Annotated in this window: 12 protein-coding genes and 1 tRNA gene; 7 read left to right on the top strand and 6 right to left on the bottom strand. The window is 64.0% G+C overall.

Annotation, left to right across the window (positions count from 1 at the left end):
- Window positions 1–89 precede the first annotated feature (89 nt).
- Window positions 90–947, top strand: a complete 858-nt coding sequence (locus ACO076_RS04520; RefSeq protein ID WP_421725539.1) for a transglutaminase-like domain-containing protein — start codon at window positions 90–92, stop codon at window positions 945–947.
- 17 nt (window positions 948–964) lie between these two features.
- Here the strand turns inward: ACO076_RS04520 and ACO076_RS04515 are convergent, their stop codons facing one another.
- The gene (locus ACO076_RS04515; protein ID WP_421725538.1) at window positions 965–1,600 is read right to left on the bottom strand and encodes a M15 family metallopeptidase; all 636 of its coding nucleotides are present in this window, start codon (window positions 1,598–1,600) and stop codon (window positions 965–967) included.
- Window positions 1,601–1,807: 207 nt separating this feature from the next.
- Here ACO076_RS04515 and ACO076_RS04510 point away from each other — a divergent pair, with 207 nt between their 5' ends.
- On the top strand, window positions 1,808–2,197 hold the full coding sequence (locus ACO076_RS04510; protein ID WP_421725537.1) for a VOC family protein: 390 nt from the start codon (window positions 1,808–1,810) through the stop codon (window positions 2,195–2,197).
- Between the two features lie 56 nt (window positions 2,198–2,253).
- On the opposite strand, the gene ACO076_RS04505 is transcribed toward ACO076_RS04510, so the two are convergent.
- The gene (locus ACO076_RS04505) at window positions 2,254–3,747 is read right to left on the bottom strand and encodes a pyruvate kinase (protein WP_421725536.1); all 1,494 of its coding nucleotides are present in this window, start codon (window positions 3,745–3,747) and stop codon (window positions 2,254–2,256) included.
- Window positions 3,748–3,872: 125 nt separating this feature from the next.
- Window positions 3,873–4,883: a hypothetical protein gene (locus ACO076_RS04500; RefSeq protein WP_421725535.1), complete on the bottom strand. Its 1,011-nt coding sequence runs from the start codon at window positions 4,881–4,883 to the stop codon at window positions 3,873–3,875.
- Window positions 4,884–5,183: 300 nt separating this feature from the next.
- On the opposite strand from ACO076_RS04500, the gene ACO076_RS04495 reads away from it, so the two are divergent.
- Window positions 5,184–6,062 carry a sulfotransferase gene (locus ACO076_RS04495; protein ID WP_421725534.1) on the top strand — a complete coding sequence of 293 codons (879 nt, stop codon included), beginning with the start codon at window positions 5,184–5,186 and terminating at the stop codon, window positions 6,060–6,062.
- Between the two features lie 7 nt (window positions 6,063–6,069).
- On the opposite strand, the gene ACO076_RS04490 is transcribed toward ACO076_RS04495, so the two are convergent.
- Both ACO076_RS04490 and ACO076_RS04485 read right to left on the bottom strand, forming a co-directional pair.
- A complete protein-coding gene (locus tag ACO076_RS04490) occupies window positions 6,070–7,404 on the bottom strand; it encodes a hypothetical protein (RefSeq protein ID WP_421725533.1) in 1,335 nt (444 codons plus the stop codon).
- Window positions 7,405–7,460: 56 nt separating this feature from the next.
- Window positions 7,461–7,535: transfer RNA gene (locus tag ACO076_RS04485), tRNA-Gly, on the bottom strand.
- Between the two features lie 236 nt (window positions 7,536–7,771).
- Here ACO076_RS04485 and ACO076_RS04480 point away from each other — a divergent pair.
- The 4 genes from ACO076_RS04480 (at window position 7,772) to ACO076_RS04465 (ending at window position 14,180) form a co-directional block, all read left to right on the top strand.
- Window positions 7,772–8,713: an NAD-dependent epimerase/dehydratase family protein gene (locus ACO076_RS04480; protein ID WP_421725532.1), complete on the top strand. Its 942-nt coding sequence runs from the start codon at window positions 7,772–7,774 to the stop codon at window positions 8,711–8,713.
- 330 nt (window positions 8,714–9,043) lie between these two features.
- A complete protein-coding gene (gene recF, locus ACO076_RS04475; RefSeq protein WP_421725531.1) occupies window positions 9,044–10,225 on the top strand; it encodes a DNA replication/repair protein RecF in 1,182 nt (393 codons plus the stop codon).
- A gap of 226 nt (window positions 10,226–10,451) precedes the next feature.
- A complete protein-coding gene (gene gyrB / locus ACO076_RS04470; protein WP_421725530.1) occupies window positions 10,452–12,890 on the top strand; it encodes a DNA topoisomerase (ATP-hydrolyzing) subunit B in 2,439 nt (812 codons plus the stop codon).
- A gap of 147 nt (window positions 12,891–13,037) precedes the next feature.
- Window positions 13,038–14,180: a winged helix-turn-helix domain-containing protein gene (locus tag ACO076_RS04465; protein ID WP_421726669.1), complete on the top strand. Its 1,143-nt coding sequence runs from the start codon at window positions 13,038–13,040 to the stop codon at window positions 14,178–14,180.
- Window positions 14,181–14,202: 22 nt separating this feature from the next.
- On the opposite strand, the gene ACO076_RS04460 is transcribed toward ACO076_RS04465, so the two are convergent.
- Window positions 14,203–15,192, bottom strand: a complete 990-nt coding sequence (locus ACO076_RS04460) for a YHYH protein (RefSeq protein WP_421725529.1) — start codon at window positions 15,190–15,192, stop codon at window positions 14,203–14,205.
- Between the last annotated feature and the right edge of the window lie 99 nt (window positions 15,193–15,291).

Genomic DNA, 15,291 nt, shown 5'->3' with positions numbered 1-15,291 from the left:
TAAATGAAAGCCATGATATTGCAACCCACGCCTTGTTTCCCGGCGGCCGGCCCCGCACGACGAGCATGATGAAGCCGGACGCGACACTGATGAAAGACACCGCAATCGATCAGGAGACGCCCGACGGTCCACCGCCGTCGGCCTTCGCCGGGCATAGCGCGATGACGTCGCCGGGTGATCAGGCGCCGCTGGTCGGTTCCCTGCCTGGCGACGTGCCGTCGATCATGGACGCGGTCGGCGGCTTGCTCGTGCACCTGGAGTCGGCCCACCGCTACGACCTCGACCCCGCCGACTTCGCGGGGCAGCCAAGGACTACGTTGCCGCTGGCCGAGCGTCTGGCGCAGATCGTCGCCGCCGATCCGGCGCCTTTGACGACACTCCGACCCGTCGCACGGCGGGCGGCCGGTACCTGCCGCGATTACGCGATCATGATGTGCGGCATCCTGCGGCACCAAGCGACCCCGGCCCGGGTCCGGTGCGGCTTTGCCACCTACTTCACGCCTGGCCGCTACGAGGATCACTGGGTCACCGAGTATTGGCAGGCCGAGCGGGGCCGGTGGATGCGCGCCGACGCGCAACTCGACGCCGTCCATCAACGCGATCTGGGGATCGCCTTCGATGTCGCCGACATGCCGCGGGCGGTTTTTGCGACCGCGGCTGAAGCGTGGCTCCTATACCGGGGCGATGGCATTGCGGCCGACCGGTTCGGTCACGGCCCGGCGACAGGCGCGTGGTTTCTCTGGGTCAACCTCGCCCGCGATCTTCTGTCGCTCGCCGGACACGAGACCTCGTTGTGGGACACGTGGCGGGAGGCGGCAGCGTCCCCGCCGACACTGGGCGTGGACGACATTGCCCTCTGCGATCGGATCGCGGCGGAAATCGTCATGGCCGAAAGGGACCCGGCGTCGGCCGATCTAGGTCTTGTCGCCAAACCGTTTTGGGCCTGAGCCTGCCGGCGATCCGTCTACTCTACCGGGAAGTCGAAATAGGTGTCGGGGTAGGGTTCGTCGGCCAGCGTGAAATGCCACCACTCATACGGGTACGGCTCGAAGCCGTGGAGCTGCATCAGCGAGGAGAGCAACAGGCGGTTGGCACGGGCATCGGCAGGCTGCTTGGCGTCGTCCGGCCAGGAGCGCTCGGAGAAGAAGTCGAAGCCAGTGCCCATGTAGACCTCGACCTTGGCCGGCAGCGTCACCAGGGTCAGATCCGCGGTCGAGCCGCGCGAATGGCCAGAGCGTTCAGCGATGTAGCCCTTGAGAAACAACTCGCTCTTGTCGAGATCGGGATAGAACTCCGGCTTCATCCGCGTGTCGTCCTCGTCTTTGGACCAGCGCACGAACTCCGCCACGGCGCGGGCCGGACGGTAACAATCGAAAACCTTCAGCCCGAACCCATACGGCTTCAGTGATTCCTGTACTTTGGCCAGCGCTTCTGCCGCCGGCCGGGTGAGCAGGCACTTCGGCGCCTCGTAGCCGTCGATCGGCTCGCCGACGAAGTTGAAAAAGCCGGCATAACGCGCCTCGACCACCAAGCCGGGCACGACATCCGCTGCGTCGACAAAGTCGTCCGGTCGCTCGTCGGCCGTTGCCGTCGTTGCCATGCTCGCCACCATTGCCAGAACCAGGATTGACCGCATGGCCGCCAATCTCGCCCGGTTCGCTGGCGGGTGCAACCGAGGCAGATTCCGTCATTTGAACATCTTGGATCCGGGGTGTGTCAGCAGCCCGCGACGATCACGCCCTTGTCACTTGCGTGTCACGGCCGATCGGCTAGGTTGTTTAACCGGAATGTTAAAAGGAGGGACGACATGACTGCCCACGGCGCTTTCCACTGGAACGAATTGATGACTCGCGATTCCGCCAAGGCGAAGGATTTCTATGGCAAGACGCTCGGCTGGACCTTCGAGGACATGCCGATGCCCGAGATGGTCTACACGGTCATCCGCTCCGGCGACGAAACGGTCGGTGGCATGTTCGAGATGTCCGGCCCCGGGTTCGACGGCATGCCCGATCACTGGATGAGCTATATCGCCGTCGACGACATCGACAAGCGGGTCCAGGCGCTGAAGGACGCCGGCGGCACTGTGATGCGCGAGCCGTGGGACGTGGAAGGCGTTGGCCGGATCGCTCTCGTCGCTGATCCCGGCGGCGCGGCCCAGGGTTGGATGACGCCATCGGACAACAGCGGCGGCAACTGATCCCACGATCCCAACGTGCTCTGGGGCCGGGCGGTTCTCGCCCGGCTTTCTCGCTGTTACGAGCGATCGTCCCACGCATGGAGCGCGCGCAGCGTTGGCGTCTTCTTCACCTGGTGATCGGCCATGCGGGCCAGCAGGCGATCGAGCACCGAGACAGCGGCAGTGACGTTCGGGCCCTTGTTGAGGAGAACGCACTCGGCCCGCGCTGCCATTGCCGCGTCGGTCATCTCGCCACGCGAGGGCAAGCCGTCCTTGACGAGATCCTCAAGCACCTGGGTCGCCCAGATCGCAGGAACCTGAGCGGCCTCGCACAGCCACATGATCTCTTCCTGCATCTCGGCGACCCGTTCAAAGCCCATTTCGACCGCAAGATCGCCCCGCGCGATCATCACGCCAAAGGGCTGACGACCAGCGGCCTGGACGATGATCTCCGGAAGGTTGCGCACCGCGCGCGGCGTCTCGATCTTGCCTACAAGCGCGAGCCGGTGCCAGTCGGCCGTACGTTTGGCGAGTTCGTCCTGTAACACCGCGACGTGCCCGGCGGTTTGGACGAAGGAGTAACCGACCATATCGGCATGGGTGACGACGAAGTCGAGGTCGTCCCTGTCCTTGGCGGTGAGCGGATCGAGGCCTAGATCGGCGGTGGGGAAGTTGAGGCCCTTCTCCGAGCGGAGTTTTGCCCCGCCGAGCCGCCCGCCGTCGATCCGGACGAGGAAGCCGCCATTGGCTTCGCCGTAGATCGCCCCCTGCAGTTTGCCGTCGTCGATGGAGACGCGGTCGCCGATGCTGATCCGCTCCAGGATTTCCGGTGCCGTGCAGGTCATCTGGAACGGTGTATCCGGCTCCGATGGCTGGACCTCACGGCTGAGCAGGACCGTATCGCCGGCCCGAACCCGGCTCCGGTCGGGCGGGGTGAGGACATAGGCGGTGCGGACTTTTGGGCCGGCGATATCCATCAGTACCGGTGGGCGCCGTCCGCTGTCCCGTCCAGCGGCATCGACATGGCGGATCATCGCTGCCCAGCGATCGGGGTCGTCGTGCGCGCAGTTGATGCGTATGACGTCCGCGCCGTGGCGAACGAACGCGGCGATCACCGACGGATCGTCGGCCGCTTCGGTCGCTAAGGTCACCATGATCCGGCCGCTGCGGTGATGCGTCGGCGGGCCAAAGAGTTCGACGGCGTTGGCCTCCAGACGTGCCTCGCCGGCGAAGAATTGGCGCGTCGACGGGGGCCGGATCGCATCAATGGGTGTGTCGGCGAGCGTCGACAGTGCCGTCGCAGCGGCGTCGAGCGAGGCGAGGACGCGGCTTTCGAGTCGTCCGAGCGACGAAATGCCAAGCGCCATCAGCCGGCGTTGCAGATCCCTTAGATCGTGTCGGCGAAGCGCCAGGTAATGCGCCAGGTTCAAGGCGCTGGGTGCGAAACGGGGCCGCTCGATCTCCGGGCGCCACCGACGATACGTTTCCCTGCCGTGATCGACCACCTGGCGCCGCAGCGCAACGATCTCGTCGAGCGCTTCCGCGGCGCGCCGGTGCAGCTGCGGTGTCATCATCTTGGCTCCGGATCGAAGATGGGGCCGTTCCGACAGTACCAATGCACCGACTATCACGCCGCTCGGCGACGGTTCATTGACGCGCCGCAAGACGGCACCATCGGCGGGCTCGATGATTCCGGCTAGAACTTCTTGCGCCCGCCGCGGCCCTGCCTCCTGCCCCCCGTACCCGGGCGGAAAAGCGTGGTGAAATTGTAACCGAGGTCGGGGCGATCCTTTGTCATCCCACCCACGATCGCGTGGATGGCCTCGTAAACCAGGCCTTCCTTGCGTTCTTGATCGACGATGCAGATGTCCGCGATCCGTTCGGGCTCGCTGCTCGGTATCTCGGCGATCCGGTCGTAGTCGATTCCTTCGAATGTGACGCCATGGGTATTCCGCAGCCACAACAAATCCGGAGCGCCATGATTGAGTGTATCGGCGATCTCCGGCTTCAGCTTAGGCCGTCGGCCGCTATCCAGGTTGCGCAGCGTTCGCAGAAGCACCTTCGTCTCCTTGGTGAAGACGTTGGGCTGCGATTCATGCGTATGGGCGCGATATTCGCGAGCGATCTCCATGAGTTCGGCGCTCATGCTCTCGTTGGTTCGCTTCCTGAGCGTGACCTTCTTGAGAGGCCCGGCGGCCTCTGGCGCGTAGCGGCGAGCAAAATCAAGCGAGATGTCGCCGTCCGGAAAAGATCCGACGTCATACTCGTGAACCTCCAGCTTGGCGCCGAAACCGGCGAGTGTCTCGATGGTGTTCCGGTACTCAATCGGCCGAAGTCTGCTGATCTGATGCGAAGCCTTCATGCCTTGCTGGATCATCGACAGGTAGTAGTCCGCCGGGCGGCGAACATACGCGACAATGGTCACGTCGGTCGCGAGCGAAGCAAGAAGCTGGCGGTGTCGGTCCGCCTCATTGTTGCGCGCGTGCCACAGATTTTCACCGGACATCACCACGGTATGGGGGGTGACAGCGTCGATCTCCTGGCGGATCTCGCCGATGAATGCGTCAAAATCCGCCCTCAGCCGCGATTCGTCGCCGGCGTAGTGCTGCCGAAAGATCCGTGGCAGTTGATCCGCAGGGCGACCCAGCGCGATCAGGAAGTTATGGTTCAGGCTGCGGCCGGGATAGAGGATACCGGCTTTCGCCAAACGGCGTCGCGATCGTTTCCATCGGCGCTGCAAGGCCGTCGACCCGGCCTTTGGCATGCCAGCATGCAGAATCAGCTTCAAAGGAACTCCGGTGTGCCGACGACGGGCGGTATTGAGCCGCGATGCGCGTAGTCAGAGCATTCGCCACGGGCCCAAGTCAACCAATCGATGCGAGTCGCTTCGAACAGCAGGCATATTGGCAGCGTTTGTTGCGTCGATGTTTCCGGCGGTTGGCATTGTCTTTGTGAGTCGGTACTGCTGCCGTTCCCGTCGCGACCCAGTCCGTAACCCGACTCCCTCATGAACCAGATTGTTCCCACGCGCGAAGGCCCGGACTTCATCTGCGTCGGTACACAGAAAGGCGGCACCCAGTGGCTTTTCGACCAGCTCGACGGTCATCCCGATTTCTGGATGCCACCGATCAAGGAACTCCACTATTTCGACCACCCCGGTGGACACGTGAAGAAGGCAAGCCGTCTTCTGGAAGCGGCGGAGGACGATCTCGAAACCTGCAACGCAACGCGGGTTCAGCAACGCCGACGCCCCCTGACCGAGGGCGATATCCTCCACCTTCGGATATACGTGCGGAGAACCAAGAAGATCCGGATGAAGGAGTACGCAAGCCTGTTTTCAATGAAGGACAAGCGACTATCCGGCGACATCACCCCTAACTACTCGGCTCTGAAGCCAGGACTCGCGCAACGGATCGTCGAGCGATTTCCCGATGCCCGGATCGTGTTCATCGCCCGCGAACCGATCGAGCGGTTCTGGTCCGCCTACAACATGGATCTCCGCCGACTTGGCGAGGAGCCGAGCGTCGCGTCGATGATGGCCTACTTCCACCGCGACGGTGTGCAGCGGCGCACCTTCCAGGCCGAAGCGGTCCGGCGGTGGCGGCGCATCACCCCGAACGGGCGGTTCGCCCTCTTCTTCTTCGATGACTTGATCGCAAACGCGGTTGCGTTCCGCGAGACCATCCTGGCATTTCTGGGTGGCGATCCCGACAAGCCGAGTGCTGATTTCGATCCGGACTACAATCGTAAGGGCACCGACCTGAAGATCCCGATGACCGACGACTACCGTTCCCGGCTAATCGAACTGTTCGCCGACGACATCCGAGCCTGTGCGGCGGAATTCGGCGGACCCGCCCTCGACTGGCCAGCCAGGTACCAGCTGTAGCGGCGGATTAGGACGGATCGGCCGGTTCGTTGGCTGAACCGGTCGCGAATTCTGTCAGGAACGCGAGCGCTTCGTCGCTGAGCGGCCTGTCTCCGTCGAGACAACCGGTGAAGTTGCCGTCGCCGGAGCTCGGCGAGTCGCGATAGAGACTGTCGTCGAGCTTCGACTTGTAGGTTTCGAGATAAAAACTGATCGCCGAGGTACCGAGCTCCGGGTGTGGGACGCGCGCGACCTCGGGATCCACGGCGTCGCCAAAAACGCTCAAGGTTCGATAGAGGGCTTCCAGGTTGATGATGTGATAGCGGCAGTTCTTATAGGGTGCTGCTTTGAGGAAATAGGCCGTCTGTTTGACCGGATTGACGGCATAGTAGACCCAGCTCTCCGAAACCAAGGCGCCGTCGGAATCACGCGGAATGTAGTCCACCAGGTTGGGTGGCTTGCCGGATTCCGTATTCCCGGTGGAAAGGCTGAGCTGGTTGTACCCTTCGGTCGCCGCCTGGCGGAATTCGGTAGCTTTGTCGGCATAGTCGAAGCCTTCGTGGCCGGATATTTCATCGAGCAAGGCTGCGGCAGCGAACAGATCGTTGATGACGATCAACTGCTTGTTCAGAGTTCCGCCGGCGAGCGGAGCATCCGCGCGGGTTCGGCTCGTCACCGCATGGAACCACGAGCATTGGCGCTCCGGCCGGAGATCGCAGGGCGCGCGATTTCTGAGACCGCCATTCTCAATCGGTTCGAGGACGGGCCGGTAGATGGCCAGACTGAGCGCGAGCAACGTCCGGGCACGATCGGAATCGGGGTCGGTCCGTTCGAGTTCGTAGGCAGCGTTTTGCAGGAGCAGCCGACTGAACTTGGCCTGCGCCATGGAGTTGTGCGGCGCGCCTTCTTTGTTGGTGAAGACGATCCGATCGAACCGGGAGAGGTCGAGCTGTTCGCGGCTGTCGGCAATGTCGCGCAGGCGGACGCCTTCGCCATCGGGACCCTTGTAGAACCGCGCCGATTTATGCGCGAGTTTGTGCAGAAGTTGATGATAGATCAGATCGTGTATCGGGGCATCGCTTGTCTGGTCGCGGCCCGCTTCGATCAGCACGGACAAACACAGCCGGTGGTAGCGCGTCAGCCGATCGGCATCGAAGACAACCCGTTTCGGCGAATCCGGCGTAATCCGAAAACGGACCTGCTTTTCACCGCAGTGTGTCTGAGACGCGATGCCTAACGCGTTGGGATCGATTTCTGCCTTATTGCTGAAAGACGGATCACCGCCGGCGACGACCACAATTGCAGCGATCGTGAGAACGCCGAGCAGTCGAAATGCGCCGCCGGTTTTTCTGAAATCACTCATCCGTTGTCAGCCGAGGGCCCAGAGGCCGATGTCCTTTGCTGCCGAAACCAGGCGATTGGAGCGGGTGATGGGAATCGAACCCACGACATACAGCTTGGGAAGCTGTCGTTCTACCACTGAACTACACCCGCGGAACGCGCCGGGCCGATCCGGATCGCGTCTTCCGGCGGCAGACTAGATCATCGGCGTGAGCCAAGACAACGGGTGTCGCGCGGATTCATGGGTCTCGCGGTTCGTGTGCTGCGACAACCGAGGCTCCGGCGCTGCGGGGCGCGAGTGGTCTGCAGACCCAACTTGAACTGGATCAAGGCCCACGCGATCGAAGCATCCTAGGTCAATCACCGTCGCATTCATGGAGATGTCGGGTATGGCCGGAGCGCATGTGGTGTTCGGTGCGGGACCGATCGGACGCGCCCTCGCCAGGGAGCTGACGTCCCGCGGTCTTCCGGTGCGGGTGGTCAGCCGCTCGGCGGTCGCTGACCTACCTGAGGGCGCCGACCAGGCCCGCGGCGATGCGTCCGATCCCGCTTTCGCCAAGCGGGTCACGCGGGATGCATCGGCCGTTTACCAGTGCCTCGGCGTGCCGTATTGGCGTTGGGCGGAGTTGTTTCCTCCCTTGCAGCGATCGCTGGTGACCGCGACGCAAGCCAATGACGCGCGCTATGTCTCGTTCGAAAACGTCTACATGTATGGCAGTCCCGACGGGACGGTGCTGACCGAGGAACATCCGCTTGCGCCGTGTTCGCGCAAAGGCCAGGTGCGGACGAAGATGGCCGAAGAACTGGCGGCCCTGTCCGCAGCCGGCGACCTCGCCGTGGCGACGGCGCGCTCATCCGACTATTTCGGCCCTGGCGCGACCTGGCAATCGCCGCTTGGCGATCAGGTCATCGGTCGGGCGCTGGCGGGAAAGCCTGCGCGGGTCCTCGGCGATGCGAGTCAGCCGCATAGCATGACCTATGCACCGGACGCGGCGCGGGTGCTGGCGACCCTTGGCACCGACCCGATGGCGCTCGGTCAGGTCTGGCATATCCCCAACGCCCCTGCCCAATCCATGGACGACATGATCCGGATGATCGGCACGGTTCTCGGTCGCGAGACCCCCGTTGAGGTCGCGCCACAATGGCTACTCAAGGTTCTCGGCGTCTTCGACCGGACGATCCGGGAGGTCAACGAGATGCTTTATCAGTTCACCCAGCCGTTCATCGTCGACGGATCGAAGTTCGAGGCCGCTTTTGGCTTCAAACCGACGCCGCTGGAGACATCGATTCCAGCCACGGTTGCCTGGTGGCAGGCGCGTCGCCAACGATAAGCCGGTGGCGCGGTCTTAAAAAAAATCGAAGGGCCGCCCGATCGGACGGCCCTTCCATTGTCTCACCGCGGATAGCGGTGTGAGCGAAACTCTGGCCCCAAACTCAGGAGGCGCGCACCTCGCAAGAAGCGCGATTCCAGGTCGAGACCACCGCCACACGCGGCGTTTGACAATGAGACACTGGATCACCTCCTTTCAGTTGTTAATGGGATGCCCAATATGGACCGGGCATTGAGTCGGTTCAAGTCTTCTGATGACAGCGGAAATTTGGCCTGGAGGTACTGGCGGCCGACTAAGGTGCGCCATCGGTTTCGCGCTATAACACGCGGCGTGTCAGAAGCGATTCCCCAACAGGCGCCGGCGAATAGAGCGACGACCACGGCGGTCACGTCGCTGAAGCTGACCGACTTCCGAAACTATCCAAGCCTCGGCCTTATGCTCGATCGGCGCTCGGTGGTGCTTGCCGGGCCGAACGGGGCCGGCAAGACCAACCTGCTCGAGGCGGTATCGTTGCTCTCGCCCGGACGCGGGATCCGCGGCGCCCGGCTGGAGGACATGGCCCGCCATGGCGGCACCGGGACCTGGGCGGTCGCGGTGGACCTCGACAATCGTGACGGCAGCGTCGCGCTCGGTACCGGTGTGATCGCCGGACATTCGGGACCGGAAACGCGCCGGCGGGTGCACGTCAATCACGTGGCGGTCGGGTCGTCGTCGGCATTGCTCGACCATCTCAGGGTGGTGTGGCTGACGCCGGCGATGGATGGGCTGTTCACCGGCTCGCCGGGCGACCGACGCCGGTTTCTGGATCGTGCGGTGCTTGCTATCGACACCGGCCACGGCACGCGCTCCAACGCATTCGAACGGGCGATGCGTGGTCGCAATCGCCTGCTTGGCGAGCCGTCCCCCGACCAGAGCTGGCTGGATGCGATCGAGGCAGAGATGGCTGAGCTCGGCGTGGCGATTGCGGCGGCGCGCCGCGAATGGGCGGGCCTGACGGAATCGAGCCTGGACCTAACTGGCGATACACCATCTCCATTTCCGACGGCCGTGGTTACCCTCAACGGGACGCTGGAGTCGGCACTCGAATCCGAGCCGGCCAGCACGGTTGAGGAGGACTATCGTCGCCAACTTCGGGAAGAGCGACGGCGCGATGCCGCCGCGGGGCGGACGCTTGCCGGCCCGCATCGCTCCGATCTCCTGGTCCGTCACGGACGGAAGGACATGGCGGCGGCCCTGTGTTCCACCGGTGAGCAGAAGGCGCTTCTGGTCGGGTTGGTGCTCGCCCAGGCGCGGTTGGTGACCCGCCTCACCGGCCAGACACCGCTGGTACTCCTCGACGAGATCGCCGCCCACCTCGACGAGGCCCGTCGCGCGACGTTGTTCAATCTGCTTGTTGGTCTCGGCTGCCAGGCGTTCATCACCGGCACCGATGCGTCGGTCTTCGCCCCCCTCGGCGAGCAGGCCCAGCACTTCGCGGCCCGCGACGCGACCGTGACCTTGATCGAACCGTAACCGCTTCCGGCGACATCTGATTGATTTCGCAGAAAAAATCAGTGTTTTTGTGCATTGCACAAAAAACATGGAAATTCTTGCCAAAGGGGCGAAATCCACGCCCCCAGGTGCTATATAAATTGGCATGATTCTGATCCAAAACGGATGCCGTCGGAGAGACCCTCCGGACCGGGATGGTAAGCACCGTCCGAGTATCCGCACCGGTCCTTGAGCCGATCGTAAATCTATGAACGAAATCAATCCTATCGCCGGGACAACCGGCGACTATGACGCTGAGTCGATCAAGGTCCTCAAGGGCCTCGACGCCGTGCGCAAGCGGCCGGGCATGTACATCGGCGACACCGATGACGGATCCGGCCTGCATCACATGGTCTATGAGGTGGTCGACAACGCCATCGACGAAGCGTTGGCCGGCCATGCCGATGAGGTGTCGGTTGTGCTCAACTCCGACGGGTCGGTGACGGTGCACGACAACGGGCGCGGAATTCCCACCGACATTCACCCGGAGGAAGGCGTTTCGGCCGCCGAGGTCATCATGACCCAGCTTCACGCCGGCGGGAAGTTCGACCAGAACTCCTACAAGGTGTCCGGCGGCCTGCACGGCGTCGGCGTTTCCGTGGTCAATGCGCTGTCGGAACGGCTGAAGCTGACCATCTGGCGGAACGGCAAGGTTCACGAACTGACATTCGCCGACGGGGTGCCGGAGGGGAAACTCGAAGTGACCGGCGACTGGGATGGTCGCACCGGCACCGAGGTAACCTTCCTGCCGTCGCCTGAGACCTTCTCCCGGACCGAGTTCGACTACGCGACGCTGGAGCACCGGCTGCGCGAGTTGGCGTTCCTGAACTCCGGAGTCAGGATCGTGCTCTCCGACCGTCGCGGCGTCGAGGAGAAAACCGAGACAATGGTTTACGAGGGCGGGCTGGAAGCCTTCGTGCGCTACCTCGACCGGGCCAAACACCCCCTGATCGGCGCGCCGATCGTCGTGATCGGCGAGCGCGACGGCGTGACGGTCGAGCTGGCGATGTGGTGGAATGACAGCTACCACGAGGACACCCTGGCGTTCACCAATAACATCCCCCAGCGCGACGGCGGCACCCACATCGCCGGCTTCCGTGCAGCGCTGACCCGTCAGGTCAACGGCTACGCCGAGAGCCAGGGCATCGCCAAGCGCGAGAAGGTGTCGCTGTCCGGCGACGATTGCCGCGAAGGGCTGACCTCGGTGTTGTCGGTCAAGGTGCCGGACCCGAAGTTTTCGTCGCAGACCAAGGACAAGCTGGTCTCATCGGAAGTGCGACCGGTGGTCGAGAGCATCGTCAACGAAGGTCTCGGCACCTGGTTCGAGGAGCACCCGACCGAAGCCAAGGCGATCGTCAGCAAGGTCGTGGAAGCGGCGGCGGCCCGCGAGGCCGCCCGCAAGGCGCGGGAGCTGACCCGACGTAAGGGGGCGCTCGACATGGCCTCCCTGCCCGGCAAGCTCGCCGATTGCCAGGAACGCGATCCGGCAAAGGCGGAGCTCTTCATCGTCGAGGGCGATTCCGCGGGCGGTTCAGCCAAGCAAGGGCGCAACCGCGAAAACCAGGCGGTGCTGCCGCTCCGCGGCAAAATCCTCAACGTCGAGCGAGCCCGCTTCGACAAGATGCTGTCATCGGAGCAGATCGGCACTCTGATCACCGCGCTTGGCACCGGCGTCGGCACCGACGAGTTCGATGCCGACAAGCTCCGCTACCACCGAATCATCATCATGACGGACGCCGACGTGGACGGCGCCCACATTCGCACGTTGCTGCTCACGTTCTTCTTCCGGCAGATGCCGGAGCTGATCGAGCGCGGCAACATCTTCATCGCCCAGCCACCGCTCTACAAGGTCAAACGCGGCTCGTCCGAGCTTTACCTCAAGGACGAGCGCGAGCTGGAGGACTATCTGATCGAATCCGGGCTCGAGGACGCCGTTCTCGACATCGCCACCGGCGAAACGCGCGCCGGTGCCGATCTCGCCACGGTGGTGCGCGATGCGCGCACGCTGGTGCAGGTGCTCGACGGTATCCACTTCCGTTACGACCGGGCGGTGGTCGAACAGGTCGCCATCTCTGGCGCCCTCAACCCCGAGATCCTGTCGGAACCGGAGAAGGCCGCCGAGGCGGCCGACTATGTCGCCAAGCGTCTCGATACCCTGGCGGAAGAGGGCGAGGCGGGCTGGACCGGCACGTTCTCCCCGGACGAGGGTTTCCGCTTCGAGCGTGAGGTGCGCGGCGTCAAGGAAGTGGCAATGGTCGACCCGGCTCTGCTCGATTCCGCCGACGCGCGCAAGCTCGACCAGTTCGCCCCGCGGCTCCAGCCGATCTACTGGAAGGCGCCAACCTTCCGCCGTAAGGACGTCGAGACCGTCATCCACGGCCCCCGTGATCTCTATCAGGCGGTGCTCGCCGCGGGTCGCAAGGGCGTCTCGCTTCAGCGCTACAAAGGCCTCGGTGAGATGAACGCCGAGCAGCTCTGGGAAACGACCCTTGACCCGGAAGTCCGCACCCTGCTCAAGGTGAAGGTCAAGGACGGCGAGGACGCCGACGCCAAGATGCTGTTCTCGGCGCTGATGGGCGACGAGGTCGAGCCGCGCCGCGAGTTCATCCAGGACAACGCGCTGAGCGTCGCGAATCTGGACGTTTAGGGGCGGGCAAGCCTCGCCGGTGGCAGTCGGCGTCAGTAGCGGCCAACCACGGCCGTCGTCCGCGTGCTAGGCTTGGCGTTTGTGTCCTGAATCGCCATCATCGCCAATCCACCGCCCGTGATCACATCCGCCAAGTCCCGCCGCCGGATTGCCCCGGCTCCGGTAGAGATATCCCGGCCTCAGGCGCGGGCGATCTGGATTGATGCGCAGCGGTTGAACGAACCCGAACCGTTCGGCACCGGTGTCGATGCGGTGACCCGGGCGGTCGAACATCTCGGCTATGTACAGATCGATACCATCAATGTGATCGAACGCTGCCATCACCATATCCTTCACACCCGCATTCCCGCCTATCGTCGTGCCGATCTGGCGACCGCCCAGTCGGACACCAGAACCGTGTTCGAGTACTGGACCCACGCGCTGAGCTACGTGCCGGTTCGCGACATCCGCTTCTTCGTCGCGGACATGAAGGCGCAACGCCGATCGCCGACGCGCTGGTCGGTCGAGGCCAAGGATCTGCGCAAGGTGCTGCGCCGGGTCCGTGACGAGGGGGCTTTGACCATCTCCGACATCAAGGACGATGTCCTGGTCGACAAGAACCACCCCTGGGCGTCGCGCAAACCCTCGAAACGCGCCCTGCAGGCCGGCTTTCACAACGGACGGCTGACCATCGCGCGCCGCGACGGGATGCTGAAAACCTACGAGCTCACCGAGCGGCATTTCGGCTGGGACAAGCTGCCGAAGCCGGCGACGGCGACTCAGGTTCATCGTTACGTTCTCGATCGCGCCCTGCGGTCGCAGGGGATCGTCAGCCTCGACTCGATCTGCCACCTCAACGCCCCCGCCAAAGCCGCGGTCAAGGCCCTGATCGACAAGGACGTGCGCGCCAAGCGGATGGTGCCCGTCGCAATCGACGGCGTTGACGCGCCGCACTGGGCGCGAACCGAAACGCTGGACCGGACGGTGGCCCCGCCCGCCCTCACCCACATCCTGTCGCCGTTCGATCCGATGACCATCCAGCGCAAACGCACGGCCGCCCTGTTTGGCTACGATCATCTGTTCGAGGCCTATGTGCCGCGCGCGAAGCGCAAACTCGGCTACTTCACGCTGCCGGTGCTGGTCGGCGACGAGATTGTCGCCGCCATCGACCTCAAGGCCGACCGCCAGGACGGCAAGCTCTTGATCCAGGCATGGCACTGGGTCGGCATCGGCCGAGCGAAGACCCATAAGGCGACGATCGAAGCCGCGCTCGATCGGTTCGCCCGCTTTCAGTTTCCAGGCGACGGTTAATCCGTTGAGGTCGTCGGCGCGCTCACCGCGGCGGTGGCGGGCGCCTTTGCGTCGCGTCGCAGGGCCGATCGGGGTCGTCGGAGACACAGCCGATCTGGTGGCTGTGGCAACCGATGATCTGATTATCGCCGGGTCCCGACACGTGATAGTGGTAGCCAAGCGCCTCTGATGTATGGCCGCGGCAGACGTCCAGCCGCTCAGGGGTCGATCCGTCCGCGTTGAGCTGCCCATAGATGCTGACGCCGTCCAGCGCGATGCCGATCAGCGGCGCGTGGGCGTTCGGCGCGGCGATCTGTATCTGGCAATCGGTGACGGCGTGATAGTGGTATCCGACATGCGGGTTTACGTGCCCGCCACAGTCGTCGAACGGCGCAAGCGTGTGGCTACCGAGGATAGCTTCGACCGGCGCCGGTGGGCCAAGCATGATACCGTCGAAGGCTAGGCCCGCGCCGCCTGCCTCGCCAAGTCTTTGCGGTTCGCCGGCTTCGACTGGGGCGATTGGGACGATGTAGGTGCGGGTGAGCCCGGGGTCGATGTATGATGTCAGACACTCGACACAGTGGTTCCGGTAGGCGGGATCGACGTCCGGCCGCGCCGCCGCCTCGCAGGCGATCTGGTTGTCGGTGACGAATACGTGGCCGGTGGCGGGGTCGTGGAGCTGCCAGGTCGGATCGCCGTAGAACTCCGGGAGGTTGGCGACAAAGGCGCCGTCGGCATTGTAGACCTTGCCGTCATCGAACCAGATGCCGCTGACCTCCGGACCGTCGGTGATCGTGCGCGGGCACCAGGGGCCAGCTTTGACGGTTTCCCCCGGGACGACCGTGATCTTGTAGCAGACGGTGACCGCGCCGCCGGAAAGTCTGCAATCGACCAATTCCGGCCCGGATACGATTGCACTTTCCTCGAATAATGCGGCGAAAGCGGCGAGCGCGTCGTCGTTGCCATGTGCGGCAAGCGGTGACGCGCTGGTCAGTGCGACGGCCGCGGCTGCGAGGACACCGGTGATGCGCATGACAACACTCCCGAGCAAATCCGTCGATTGCGCCACCTTAGGCAGGGGCCTTTTCATGCGCAATCACCACCACCCGCCTTGCGTCGCGTCCCCGGGCTC

It is taken from the genome of Bauldia sp. (assembly GCF_965232525.1).
Lineage (GTDB): Bacteria > Pseudomonadota > Alphaproteobacteria > Rhizobiales > Kaistiaceae > Bauldia.
The sequence above is the reverse complement of the archived record's forward strand: the minus strand, read 5'-3'. Positions and strand labels throughout refer to the sequence as shown.

Coding starts and splice junctions, on each gene's coding strand:
- ACO076_RS04510 (WP_421725537.1), top strand. CDS start 1,808: ATGACTGCCCACGGCGCTTTCCACTGGAACGAATTGATGACTCGCGAT.
- ACO076_RS04505 (WP_421725536.1), bottom strand. CDS start 3,747: ATGACACCGCAGCTGCACCGGCGCGCCGCGGAAGCGCTCGACGAGATC.
- ACO076_RS04515 (WP_421725538.1), bottom strand. CDS start 1,600: ATGGCAACGACGGCAACGGCCGACGAGCGACCGGACGACTTTGTCGAC.
- ACO076_RS04520 (WP_421725539.1), top strand. CDS start 90: ATGAAAGACACCGCAATCGATCAGGAGACGCCCGACGGTCCACCGCCG.
- ACO076_RS04495 (WP_421725534.1), top strand. CDS start 5,184: ATGAACCAGATTGTTCCCACGCGCGAAGGCCCGGACTTCATCTGCGTC.
- gyrB (WP_421725530.1), top strand. CDS start 10,452: ATGAACGAAATCAATCCTATCGCCGGGACAACCGGCGACTATGACGCT.
- ACO076_RS04460 (WP_421725529.1), bottom strand. CDS start 15,192: ATGCGCATCACCGGTGTCCTCGCAGCCGCGGCCGTCGCACTGACCAGC.
- ACO076_RS04480 (WP_421725532.1), top strand. CDS start 7,772: ATGGCCGGAGCGCATGTGGTGTTCGGTGCGGGACCGATCGGACGCGCC.
- ACO076_RS04490 (WP_421725533.1), bottom strand. CDS start 7,404: ATGAGTGATTTCAGAAAAACCGGCGGCGCATTTCGACTGCTCGGCGTT.